The sequence below is a fragment of the Mycobacterium sp. genome (assembly GCF_019247635.1).
Taxonomy (GTDB): Bacteria; Actinomycetota; Actinomycetes; order Mycobacteriales; family Mycobacteriaceae; genus Mycobacterium.
On the sequence record NZ_JAFBAR010000065.1, the window covers coordinates 36,065 to 50,192 of the forward strand.

Annotated in this window: 3 protein-coding genes; all 3 read right to left on the minus strand. The window is 67.0% G+C overall.

The genetic code is table 11. The features are described from left to right. Positions 1 to 6: 6 nt before the first annotated feature. Positions 7 to 3,111, minus strand: a complete 3,105-nt coding sequence (locus tag JO236_RS09285; RefSeq protein WP_293327726.1) for a type I polyketide synthase — start codon at positions 3,109 to 3,111, stop codon at positions 7 to 9. Positions 3,112 to 3,267: 156 nt separating this feature from the next. After that, complete coding sequence (locus JO236_RS09290) at positions 3,268 to 9,585, minus strand: type I polyketide synthase (protein WP_293327729.1); 6,318 nt, start codon at positions 9,583 to 9,585, stop codon at positions 3,268 to 3,270. Next, positions 9,582 to 14,128 (minus strand): SDR family NAD(P)-dependent oxidoreductase (locus JO236_RS09295; protein WP_293327732.1); only part of this gene is annotated, 4,547 nt, incomplete at its 5' end. The genes JO236_RS09290 and JO236_RS09295, both read right to left, overlap by 4 nt.

Here is a 14,128-nt window from a genome sequence, read left to right on the forward strand (position 1 = left end):
CGGGTTTCATGACTCATCTTCCCCGTCGGCCGGGTTGAGCGCCAACGCGATCAGCGCTTCGGGGTCCAGCGAGTCGATAACGTCGTCGCTGACAGTTGTGCCGTGAGACGTTTCGCGCTCACCGGCGAGCAGCAGCAGTTTGTCGAGCAATCCGGTTCTGCGCAATTCGTGGATAGGTATCTTGCGCAACATAGCCCAGATCTTCTCGTCGTCGTCTGCGGTATGACCGGTGTGCAGTTGTCGGCTCAAATGGTCGACCAACGCTATCGGGGTGGGGTAATCGAAGATGAGGGTGCGCGACAAGACCAAGCCAGTATCGGCTTTGAGGCGGTTGCGAAGTTCGACTCCCGTCAACGAGTCGAACCCGAGCTCTTGAAAGGCACTTTCGGCATCGATGTCGTGGCTGCTGGAGTGCCCAAGCACGGCGGCCGCGTGCGAGCACACCAACCGCATCAGGTGTGGGCGTAGTTCGTTCGGGCTCAATCCTTTCAGGTGCTCGGCGCGGCCTTCTCCGACTGGTGGAGCGGGCGGCTCTTCTCCCGTCAGCCAATAATGTTGTTGGACAAAGCCGTAGGTGGGGAGCTCGACCCGCCGAGCGCCGGGAAAGGCCATCCGCCAATCAACCGATATGCCGTTACAGAACAAGTGTCCGGCCGCGTTCAACACCGAATCCGCCTCGGGGCGGTCCTTGGTGATCGATACCAGGGGCAACGCCTGCTCGATGACCGCATTCAGATTGCCGCCGGGTCCGACCTCCACGAACAGCCCCGCACCCAACTCCTCGGCGGCCCGAACGCTCTGGGCGAAACGCACCGGCTTGCGCACGTGTTCAACCCAGTACGCCGCCGACCCGTATCCCGGACCGGCGAGTTTTCCAGTTACACTGGACACCAACGTAATCCGTGGGTGGTGGAAAGAGATGTCGGCGAGCTCATCTGTGAACTGCGGCAACATCGGCTCCATCAGCGTCGAGTGGAACGCATGCGAGACCCCCAGCCGACGCACGCGTCGACCCCAGGCCGCGACACGATCGGCGACTATGCCCACTGATCGCTCGGAACCCGAAATCACCACGGCGTCAGCAGCGTTGACCGCTGCGATATTCACATCCGCGCCAAGCATCGGTGCCAGCTCCTCTTCGCTGGCGTCCACCGCGACCATCGCACCGCCGGCCGGCAACTCCGCCATCAACCGGCCTCGAGCCGCCACCAGCCTGGCGGCATCCGTGAGTGACAGCACCCCGGCCACCTGGGCCGCGGCGATCTCCCCCACTGAATGGCCGATCAGGAAATCTGGTGTGACACCACAGTGTTGCCATAACGCGGCCAACGCCAGTTCGATTGCGAACAACGCCGGCTGAGCGAACTCCGTACTTTCCAGCGTCGTCGCGTCGGAACCCCAGATCACCTGCCGCAACGGCAGCCGCAGATGGGCGTCCAACGCCCGAGCCGCCTCGTCGAACGCGTGCGCGAACGCCGGGAAGCGGGCATGCAGCTGTCGCCCCATACCGAGCCATTGCGCGCCTTGACCGGGAAACATGAACGCCACCTTGCCCAGCGGGCGTACACGACCCGCCACCGCACCGGGCTCTTCGGCGGCCAAGGCCGCCACACCGGCCAACAGTCGGTCGCGGTCACCGACCACCACCGCGCGCTGCTCGAATACCGTCCGCGTCGTCACCAGCGACCAACCCACATCAGCCACACCTAGGTCCGGCCGCTCGCTGACGTAAGCCAGCAACCGCGCCGCCTGGTTGGCCAACGCGGCACCCGACCGAGCCGATAGCACCCAGGGCACTACCACGTCATCATCACGGGGTTGCTCCACAGTGCTTTTCGGTATTTCCGGCGCGGGGGCCTGCTCCACAATCACATGCGCGTTGGTGCCACCCATCCCGAACGAGGACACACCCGCGCGGCGGGGACTATCGTCGGTGGGCCACGGCGTCAACTCCGTATTGACTTGAAGGCCAAGCCTGTTTACGTCGGCGTCGGGGTTGGGACCTACGTAGTTGAGACTCGCTGGGATCACGGCGTTTTCGACGGCGAGGACGGTCTTGATCAGGCCTGCGACTCCTGCGGCCGCGCCCGAATGACCGATGTTGGTCTTGACCGACCCGAGGAGCAGGGGGCGCTGCCGAGGGCCCGTGAAGACTTCCCCCAGCGCGGTTGCCTCGATCGGATCCCCGACCTCGGTGCCGGTCCCGTGGGCCTCGACGTAGTCGATCTGACTTTTGTCCAGGCTGGCGGCGGATAACGCGCGCCGGATCACATCGACCTGGCCGGCCACCGAGGGCACGGTCAGCCCGGCGCTGCCGTGCCCGGCATTGCCGACGGCGCTGCCGCGAATTATGGCGCGGACGCGGTTCCCGTCCTCCACGGCGGCGGGCAACGGCTTCAGCAGCACCAGTCCCGCACCCTCAGCTCGCACGTAGCCGTCCGCGCGGCCGTCGAACGCATAAGTGTGCCCGGAAGCCGACACGGCGCCGAATTCCCTTTCTAGTAGGGCTGTCTCGGCCACCAGGTTGAGGTGAATGCCACCCGCTACGGCCACGGCCGACTGACCCGTACGCAGTCCTTCACACGCAAGGTGGACCGCCACCAGGGACGACGATTGGCCCGAATCGACTGTCGCGCTGGCGCCCTGCAGCCCGAAGGCGTAGGAGATTCTGTTGGCGATCATTGCCCGGCTCACGCCCGCGAACGTGTGATGACCGAGACCCTGCGGGTCCTCGGGGTTTTCCCGGACGTCGCGGAGCGCCAACACGGCGTAGTCATCGGTCATCGCCCCGATGTACACGGCGACCTGTTCTCCGCGGAGCGTCTCCGGCGCAAGGCAACCATCTTCCAACAGTTCCCAGGTCAGCTCCAGCGCCAGTCGCTGCCGGGGATCCATCGCGCATGCCTCGCGTGGCGACACGTTGAAGAAATCGGCATCGAACCTTGCGACGTCATCCAGCAAACCTTCGCGCTGGGTGTTGGTTCGGTCCGTTGCGCCGGGTAACTGTGTAACTTCCAGGCCGTCACGGACAACGCGCCAGAAGTCCCGGGGGTTTGCAGCGCCGGGGAATCTGCAGGCGAGTCCGATGACCGCTACGTCTGTCGGGTGCACGCGATCCTCCAGCATTCAACTGCGCCTGCAACCAAGCTACCGACGCGATCTCCCAAGGCTATTTGAAAGGTGAGTCCCGCGTAACCGCAGTGCAGGGCCAGTTCCGGAACCGACGGCAACAACGGTTCGTCCGACTGACCCGCGAGCGGTGCTGGTCTAGGGGCCCAACTCGTCATCGAGAATCGCGAACAGTTGGCTTTCGGTGGCCGCGTTGATATCGTCGTCGAACGGATAGGGACTCGGTTCCGGCTGTGGGCGAGGCATACTCAAAGCGTTCAGCAGATTCTGCAGACGGCCCGTAAGGTGAGTTTTCTCATCCGGGCCCCAGCCGGGTTGGTCGATCAGTGCCTGTAATTCGCGGGCGATGTCGTTAAAGCGGCTCATCCGGTTGGGTGGGTCATCGGTGGTGCTGGCGGTGACGGTGGCCAACTGGGTGGCGAGATGTTCGGCCAGCGCGGCGGGTGAGGGATGGTCGAAGATCACGGTGGGCGAAAGGGTCAGGCCGACAGCCGTTTTGAGTCGGTTCCGCAGTTCAACGGCGGACAGCGAATCGAATCCTAGTTCCTGAAAAGCGCTTTCGGCGCTGATGTCTGCGGGGTCGGCTTGTCCCAACACTGCCGCGGCGTTATGGCGGACCAGATCCACCAGTTCGCGGTGGCGTTGTTCGGCAGTCAGCCCCCGCAGTCGTGCCTGCAGGTCCGTCGTGGAGTTGCCACCGTCGGCGACGGCGCGACGGGTTTGGCGGCTGTGGAGTTCACCCAGGAGTGGGGGCAGGCCATCGCTGTGCTCCGCGAGCGCGCTGGGATCCAAGCGGGTGGCCACAACGACGGGGCGCTCATCCAGCATGGCGGTGTCGAACAGTTCGAGGGCATGTGGGGTCGGCAAGGGCGCCAATCCGATTCGGCTGATGCGGGCCTTGTCCCGATCGGCGAGGTGTCGGGTCAGCGCGCTGGATTGTTCCCACAGCCCCCAAGCAATCGACAGACCGGGCAGTCCGTGGCCGTGCCGATAGGCGGCCAGCGCGTCGAGGAAACTGTTGGCGGCAGCATAGTTTGCCTGGCCCGGGGCCCCCACGATCCCCGCCAATGACGAAAACAACACGAAGGCAGACAAATTCAGATCCTGGGTCAGCTCGTGCAGATTCCACGCCGCATCAAGCTTGGCCCGCAGCACGGCATCCACGCGATCCGGTGTCAGCGACAAGATCAGCCCGTCGTCCAGCACGCCCGCGGCGTGAATCACCCCCGTCAGTGGCTTGGGCACATTCGCCAACAACTCCGCCAAGGCGGTGCGATCGGCCACATCGCAGGCCGCGACCCGAACCTGCGCGCCCGCTTGGGTCAATTCGGCGACCAATTCGGCTGTACCCTCGGCATTTCCACCGCTGCGGCTGGCCAACAGCAGATGGCGCACCCCATACCGGCGCACCATATGACGAGCCAGTGCCGCACCCGCCATCCCTGTGCCCCCGGTAATCAACACCGTGCCCGCAGCCAACCCGACACCGGGTCCGTCGGGCAGCGTCAATACCACCTTGCCGACGTGGCGGGCCTGGCTGACAAATCGGTAAGCCTCTGCGGCCCGGCGCACATCCCAAGTTTTTACCGGTAACCGGTGCAGCGCGTCCTTCTCAAACAGCCCGATCAGTTCAGCCAGCATGTCTGCGATGCGGTCCGGGCCGGCCTCCATCAGGTCGAACGCCCGATACAGCACGCCCGGATACCGTTCGGCGATCACTTGCGGGTCACGCAGATCCGTCTTGCCCATCTCGAGGAAGTGCCCACCCGGTGCCAGCAGCCGCAGCGAGGCGTCCACGAAATCGCCGGCCAGCGAGTTGAGCACCACATCCACCCCGGCCCCGCCGGTGGCAGCCAAGAATTTCACCTCGAACTCCAGCGTGCGCGAATCGGCGATATGGTCGTCGTCGAATCCCAAGGCCCGCAACGTCTCCCACTTCCCCCGGCTGGCCGTGCCGAAAACCTCCGCGCCGCCGTGCCGAGCCAACTGGACGGCAGCCATGCCGACACCACCAGCAGCGGCGTGCACCAACACCTTCTGGCCGTCCCGCAGCCCAGCCAACGCTGACAGCCCGTACAACGCCGTCAAGAACGCCACCGGTGTGCCCGCGGCCTGCGCCACGCACCATCCCGCCGGCACCGGAGTCACCATCCGCGCGTCTACCACCGCCTCGGAACCGGCCACCCCCAGCAAGCCCATCACGGAATCGCCAACCGTCAATCCGGTCACACCCGGACCGATCTCGACCACCATCCCCGCACCCTCGGCCCCCACCTGCGCGGCGCCCGGGTACATTCCCAGCGCCACCAACACATCTCGGAAGTTGACCCCGACCGCAGCAACCATGACCCGAACCTGCCCGGCCGCCAGTTCCACGCGTGGGCACTCCTGCACCACCAAGTCGTCCAGTGTTCCGCCGGCGCCCGCCGCCAATCGCCATACCGCCGGTCGTTCGGGCAGACGCAAAACCAGCTGCGAACGGACCGCCCGCAAGCGCGGGGCGTACACCACCCCTCGGCGCACCACCAATCGCGTTTCACCGCCGCCGATCACCGCCCCCACATCCACCGACCCGTCCGTATCCAGCAACAGCAGACGACCCGGATGCTCTGCTTGCGCGGAACGCACCAACCCCCATACCGCGGCGCCCGCCAAGTTCGGGACGTCCGCACCGGCGAGCCCGACGGCGCCGCGGGTCAACACGACCAGCAACCCGGCGCGATCACCGCGCAACCACGACTGCAACACCCCCAGCGCCGCATAGGTGGCGGCACGCACCCCTTCCGACGGCGCCTCCCAGACCTCTCCGACGTCGTGGCTCCCGTTGCCGCCCAACGACACCGGAGACCAGGCCACCTCCAGCAGCCCGCCGCTACGAGGTGCCGCTGCCGTCGACAACTGTGCAGCCGACACCGGACGCATCACCAGTTCTCGCACCGACAACACGGGCTGCCCCACCGCGTCGGCCAGATCAACCGATACGGCCCCGCCACCGACCGGTGCTAACCGAACTCGCCCCCGCGAGGCCCCCGCCGCATGCAGACATACTCCCTGCCAGGAAAACGGCAACACCGTCTCGGCGCGCTCATCGGCCAGTCCCATTGCGTGCAGCGACGCATCCAGTATCAGCGGATGAATTCCGAAGCCAGCCAACGTCACATCCGCGTCCTGGGGAACAGCGACCTCGGCGAAGATCTCCCCACCGCGTCGCCACATGCGGCGCAGGCCCCGAAACGCTCGGCCATAGTGATAACCCCGCGCGGCCAACCGCTCGTAGGCACCATCGACGGGCAGCTCTGACGCCCCCACCGGCGGCCACACCGACAAATTGGTTGCCGGCGTCGTCGGTCGCGGACCGAGGATGCCTTCTGCGTGCAACTGCCATCCCGAATCCGGGTGCGCTCCACTCGAATACACCGAAACCGCGCGGTGCCCCGAGTCGTCGGCGCCACCCGCCACCACCTGTACCCGCACCCCACCGCCGGCCGGCAGCACCAGCGGAGCCAACAACGTCAACTCCTCCACTACCCCGCAGCCGGTCTCGTCGCCAGCCCGCAACACCAGTTCGACGAAACCCGCGCCGGGAAACAGCACCGCACCGCCGACGACATGATCGGCCAGCCACGGCTGCTCACCCGCCGACAGCCAACCCGTCAACACCAACCCGCCCACATCCGGTCGCTCCAGCACCGCACCCAGCAACGGATGATCCACCCGGACCAATTCCGCACTGCGGACATCCACGCCCGAACCGGTGCCCATGGCGCCCAGCCAATACCGACGCCGTACAAACCCATACGTCGGTAGGTCCACGCGACGGCCGGGAACCAGAACCGTCCTCCAATTGACCTCGATTCCCCTGGTGAACAGCTGACCGGCGGCCGCGAGTGCCGACTCCACCTCCGGGCGGCCCCGCGGCATCGCCACGACCGACGCCACGGGCTCGGTGCTCAGCGACTGCTGCACCGCAGCGCTCAAACCTCCGCTGGGCCCAACCTCGACAAAGACTCTGGCCCCGAGTGCCTCCGCGGTTTGAACGGCGGCGGCGAAGCGCACCGGCCGGCGCACGTGGTCAACCCAGTAGGACGCCGACCCGTATCCGGGTCCGGCCACCTGGCCAGATAGGTTGGATACCAACGTAAATCGTGGTCGCATGACCGTTAGGTCGGCAAGCAACTCCGAGAGTTCCGCCAACATCGGTTCCATCAGCACGGAATGAAACGCGTGGGAAACGGCCAGCCGATGCACCCGCCGACCCTGCGCGGATACCCGGTCCGCCACCACACCCACCGCCGGCTCGGGACCCGAAACGACCACGGCCCCAGGACCGTTGACCGCCGCGATCTCCGCGCCCTCGACCAGCAACGGCGCCACCTCCGCCTCGCCGGCGGACACCGCAACCATCGCGCCGCCGGTCGGCAACTTCGCCATCAGCCGTCCCCGCGCCCCCACCACCCGCGCCGCCTGTTCCAATGTCAGCACGCCGGCCACCTGGGCCGCGGCGATCTCACCGACCGAATGGCCCATGACCACGTCGGGCACCACACCCCAGTGCTGCCATAGCGCCGCCAACGCCACCTCCACGGCGAACAACGCCGGCTGCGCAAACTCGGTGCTCGCCAACAGGGCTGGGTCATCGCCCCATACCACCTGCTTCAACGGAAGGCGCAGCTGGCCATTCACCGCCTCGACGGCCTCGTCAAAGGCATTGGCGAACACGGGGAAACGTTCATACAGCCGCGCGCCCATACCCAACCACTGCGCACCCTGGCCGGGAAACACAAAAACTGTCCTGCCCCCCGGCCGCGCCCGGCCTGTGACCACATTCGCACTGGGTGCACCGGCTGCCAGCGCCGCCAGCCCGCCCGTCAACGCCTCGCGGTCGGCACCAACGATCACCGCCCGATGCTCGAACGACGATCGGGTGGAAATCAACGACCAGGCGATGTCCGCCGCAGCGGTATCCCGGTGAGCAGACACATGGTCCAGCAGCCGCCCCGCCTGCCTCACCAGCGCCTCTTCGGAGCGGCCGGACACCACCCAGGCTGCGGCGGCGTTATTGTGCACGGTCGCAGGGATTTCGGCATCGGCGGGCGCCTGCTCGACGATCACGTGCGCGTTCGTGCCACTGATCCCGAACGACGACACCCCCGCCCGGCGTGGCCGCGCCCCGACCAGCCAGGGTCGCGGTTCGGTCAACAGCGAGATCGAACCAGTCGACCAATCCACGTGCGGCGTAGGCACATCCAGGTGCAGGGTCTTGGGCATCAGCCCGTGATGCATCGCTTGCACCATCTTGATCACCCCGGCCACACCGGCGGCGGCCGACGTGTGTCCGATGTTCGATTTGATCGATCCCAGCCACAGGGGCTCGGTGCGGCCCTGCCCGTAGGTCGCCAACAGCGCCTGCGCCTCAATGGGATCGCCCAACACGGTTCCGGTCCCGTGTCCCTCCACCACGTCCACGTCGCTTGCGGTCAGGCGCGCGCTGGCCAGCGCGGCTCGAATCACCCGTTGCTGGGCGGGTCCGTTGGGCGCCGTGAGGCCGTTGGAGGCACCGTCCTGGTTCACCGCCGACCCCCGCAGCAGCGCCAGCACCGGATGGCCCAACCGTCGGGCATCGGCCAGGCGCTCGAGCACCAGCACCCCGGCACCCTCCGACCAGGCGGTCCCGTCGGCACCACCGGCATACGCCTTGCATCGACCGTCGGGAGCCAGCGCACGTTGCCGACTGAACTCCACAAACGCCGCCGGCGTCGCCATCACCGTCACGCCACCGGCCAGCGCCAAATCGGTTTCCCCCGAACGCAACGACTGCGCGGCCAAGTGCATCGCCACCAACGACGACGAGCACGCCGTATCCACCGATACCGCGGGGCCCTCCAAGCCCAGCACATATGCCAGCCGACCCGACGTCACGCTCAATGTCGACCCGGTCAGCCCGTAGCCTTCCAGCTCGCCCTCAACCTGGCCTCCGTAGCCGGCGTGAATGACCCCGGCGAACACGCCGGTGGCCGATCCCCGTAGGCCCAACGGGTCAATTCCCGCCCGCTCCAAGGCCTCCCACGAGATTTCCAGCATCAACCGTTGCTGCGGATCCATCGCCATCGCCTCGCTGGGCCCGATGCCGAAGAATGCCGCGTCGAAGTCTGCCGCGTCGGTCAGGAAGGACCCCTGCCGCACGTACATCTTTCCCGCCGCGTCGGGATCTGGATCGAACAACCCCGCGAAGTCCCAACCGCGGTCGACCGGAAAATCCGCTACCGCGTCGCGTCCCTCAACCACCAACTCCCACAACGACTCCGGGGAATCCACACCGCCCGGATACCGGCATGCCATTCCCACCACCGCCACCGGTTCGGAAAGCTTACCTTCCAGCTCAGCCAGGTCTCGCCGGGTGCGGCGCAGATCCGCGGTCAGGCGTTTCAGGTAGTCGATGTGCTCTGTGCTGCTCACTGACCGAGTTCCTGGTCGAGCATCGCGAACAGTTCGCTGTCGCTGGCATTGTCGATATCCGGGTCCAGGTAGGTGTCGAGGCCGGTGAGCAGGCGATGAATGCGGGTGGTGAATTGTGCCTTCTGGTCGGGACTCCAAGCACCTTGGCTTAGCAGGGCTTGCAGTTCGCTGGTGAGGTCGTTGAATCGAGTGATCAGGCTGCCCTGGTCGACGTCATCGCTCAACTGTGCGCCGAGGTGGCCGGCCAGCACGGCGGGGGTGGGATAGTCGAAAATTAGGGTCGGTGAAAGACTCAGTCCCGTAGCGGTTTTGAGTCGGTTGCGCAGTTCTACGGCGGTCAGGGAGTCGAAGCCCAGTTCCTGAAAAGCGCGTCCGGCGTTGACGTCCGCGATGCTGGAGCGCCCCAACACGGTGGCGGCGTTGCTGCATACCAAATCCACCAGCGCCCGTTGTCGTTGTTCGGCGCTAAGGCCGTGCAACCGCGCTGCCAGGCCGACCGTCGACACGGTGGCGGCGGCACGATCGACGACACGTCGCACGGCACGGGACGCCAACCCGCTCAGTATCGGCGGCAGCGCGGCACGGTGGCGGTCGAGCGCGGCCGAATCCAGGCGAGTGGCAACCACGACGGGTCGCTCGACCAGCAGGGCGGCATCGATCGAGTCGAGTGCCTGCTCGGTAGACAGTGGTACGAGCCCGAACCGGGTCATCCGGGCTATGTCGCGATCACCGAGACGTCGTGTCATCGCGCTGGCCTGCCCCCACAGGCCCCACGCTATCGACAACCCGGCCAACCCCTGTGCCCGTCGCTGGGTTGCCAGCCCGTCCAGGAAGCTGTTGGCCGCCGCGTAGTTGCCCTGACCCGGGGTGCCGACGACCCCGGCCATGGACGAAAACACCACGAAGGCCGACAAATTCAGGTGTCGGGTGAGCTCGTGCAGGTTCCAGGCGCCGTCGACCTTGGCTCGCAGCACGCCATCCACCCGCTCCGGCGTCAGTGCGGAGATCAACCCGTCATCGAGAACACCGGCGGAATGGATCACCCCCTTGAGCGGATACCGCGGGGAAAGCCCCGCCAACAAGGCAGCCACCGCGCCGCGATCGGCCACATCACAGGCCGCCACCGCCACCTCCGCGCCGGCCTCGCGCAGCTCGGCGACCAACTGCGAAACCCCTTGGGCCCGCCCACCCGAACGGCTGACCAGCACCACATTGGCGACCCCATGCCGATCAACCAGGTGACGCGCCACCGCCGAACCCGCCATCCCGGTCCCGCCCGTGATCAGCACGGTGCCCCCCGCCAACCCGGACTGCCCGGGCCCCTCGGGTAGCGTCAGCACAACCTTGCCGACGTGACGGGCGTGGCTGACAAACCGATACGCCTGCTGCGCGCACCGCACGTCGAAAGTCTTGACCGGCAACGGCACCAACGCACCCGCGTCGAACATGCCCATCAACTCACCCAGCAGCTGCGCGATGCGGTCCGCGCCGGCCTCGATCAGGTCGAATGCCCGGTAGAGCACACCTTGTTCGGCGACCAGCGCGGGGTCGCGCAGATCTGTCTTACCCATCTCGATGAAACGCCCGCCCGGAGGCAATAACCGCAGCGACGCATCAATCGACTCACCCGCCAACGAATTGAGCACCACATCCATGCCGGCTCCGGCCGTGGCCGCGCGGAATTTCGCTTCGAACTCCAACGTACGCGAGTCACCGATGTGGTCGTCGTCAAAACCCATCGCGCGCAGGGTGTCCCATTTGCCTCGGCTCGCGGTGGCGAACACCTCGACACCCCAGTGCCGGGCCATCTGCACCGCCGCCATGCCGACTCCACCGGTCGCCGCGTGCACCAACAGCCGCTGGCCCGCCCGCACGTCCGCCAACACCGACAACCCGCACAGCGCCGTCAAAAACACCGCCGGAACCCCGGCGGCCTGCACCACCGACCAGCCCGCCGGCACTCGGGTCACCAGCCGGGCGTCGACCACCGCCTCGGAACCCACCACCCCGAGCAACCCCATCACCACGTCGCCGGTGGCCACGCCGGACACATCGCGCCCCACCTCGACGACCACCCCGGAGCCGTCGACCCCCAACCTGCCGCCACCGGGGTACATCTCCAACGCCACCAACACATCCCGGAAGTTCACCCCGACCGCGGCGACCGCCACCCGCACCTGCCCGGCCGCCAATTCCGCTGCCGCACAGGGGCGCACGCGGACGTCCTCCAGTGTTCCACCACCGCCGCTGACCAAGTGCCATGGCAACTCGGGCAGCCGCAGCAGCGGCCGCGAGCGCTGCAACCGGGCCGCGTAAGCGACGCCGTTGCGGATCACCAATTGTGGCTCGCCACAACGGGCTACGGACCCGACGTCGAGTGTGTCATCAGAGTCGACCAGCACAACACGGTCGGGGTGTTCGGCCTGAGCCGATCGCACCAGTCCCCAAACCGCCGCGCCCGCCAAATCCGTGAGCTGCTCATCCGGCAGGGCCATCGCCCCGCGCGTGAGCACCACCAGGGGGCCAGGCGCGTCAGCGGCCAGCCACGATTGCAACACCCCCAGCGCCGCATGAGCGGCCGCATACACCGAGCCCACGACGGACCCATCACCGGCCCGCGACTCCCACACCACCGCTCCGTCCGCAACGCCGTGCTCCTCCAGCGCCACCGGCGACCACGTCACCTCGAGCAGTCCGGTAGCGGGAGCCGACACCACCGACAATTGGTCCACCGACACCGGACGCACCGAGAGTTCGCGTACCGACAACACCGGCAGCCCATCCGGATCGGCCATCTCGATCGAAACCGTCCCGGCGCCGGCCGGCGCTATCCGTACCCGCGCCTCCGAGGCGCCCGCGGCATGCAGGCACACGCCCTGCCACGAAAAGGGCAGCACCGTCTGGCTCTGGCCCAACCCCATCGCGTGCAACGCCGCGTCCAGTAGCACCGGATGTATCCCGGTCCGGTCAACCTGGACACCGGCACCGGCTGGGACGGCGACTTCGGCGAAAGTCTCCGAACCGCGCCGCCACATGGCCCGCAACCCTCGGAAGGCGGGACCGTAGTCGTAGCCCCGGTCGGCCAGCCGCTCGTACGCGCGGGTGACATCCACAGCCACGGCACCCGCCGGCGGCCACACCGACAGCTCGGAGGCCGGATCGTGGGTCCCGACACCCAATCTGCCCTCAGCGTGCAAGATCCACTGCGCCGCGAGCGAATATACCGATACGGCGCGGTGCCCCGCCTCCTCGGCGGCACCCACGACAACCTGCACCTGCACCTCATCGGCGCCCGACATCACCAGCGGGGCCGACAACGTCAGCTCCTCTACCACAGCGCATCCGACCTCATCCCCGGCGCGGACGACTAACTCCACGAAACCCGCCCCCGGAAACAGCACCGTGCCGGCTATGCCGTGATCGGCCAGCCATGGCTGGGCGGCCGCCGACAGCCGACCGGTCAGGACCACGCCGCCCGAATCCGGTCGCTGAACCACCGCGCCGAGCAAGCTGTGGTTAGCATTTGCCAACCCCAGGCTGCGCGCGTCCGCGGCGGTCATCGAATCAGTCAGCCAAAACCGCTGTCGCACGAACCCATAGGTGGGCAGGTCGACTCGCCGTGCGCCACCGAACACCGCCCCCCAATCGACCGCTACCCCCGCGACGTGGGCCTGCCCCACCGACAGCCAAAACCGTTCCAGGCCACCGTCGTCGCGGCCCAGCGTCGGGACGACGACCGCGTCCCCGGCAAGCGTTTCTTCGATCCCGGCGATCAACACCGGATGCGGGCTGGATTCGATGAATACGCCGTATCCGGCGTCTGCGCAGCTGCGTATCGCGTGTTCGAATTGCACTGTCTGCCGGATGCTTCGGTACCAGTACTCGGCGTTCAGATCACCGGTGTCGATGGGTTCACCGGTGACCGTGGAGAAGAACTTCACCGATGACGGTCGAGGTTCGATGCCGGCCAGCGCCTCGAGAAGGGCATCCCGAATCGCGTCGACCTGTGCCGAATGTGACGCATAGTCGACATCAATCCTGCGGGCGCGGATGCCGTCGGCCGCACAGCGTTCCAAGAGCTCGCTCACAGCGTGGGCGTCGCCCGACACGGCTAACGACGAGACACCGTTCACCGCAGCGATATTCAACCGATCGCCCCACGGCGCCACCAGCTGCTGGGCCTGCGCCAGCCCGCACGCCAGCGAGACCATGCCGCCCACGCCCGACAACGCCACCAGCAGCCTGCTGCGCAGCGCCACTACCCGCGCCGCATCTTCCAGCGAGAGCGCCCCCGCCACATACGCCGCGGCGATCTCGCCCTGCGAGTGCCCGACGACCGCGTCGGGCACGATGCCCACCGAGCGCCACAACTCGGCCAGGGACACCATCACCGCCCACAGCGCCGGCTGCACGACGTCGACCCGATCCAGTCCGTGCGCGCCGCGGATGACGTCGATCAGTGACCACTCCACGTGCTGCCGGAGGGCCTTGTCGCAACGATCCATGTGTTGGGCGAATACCGTTGACGTATCGAGTAACTGGG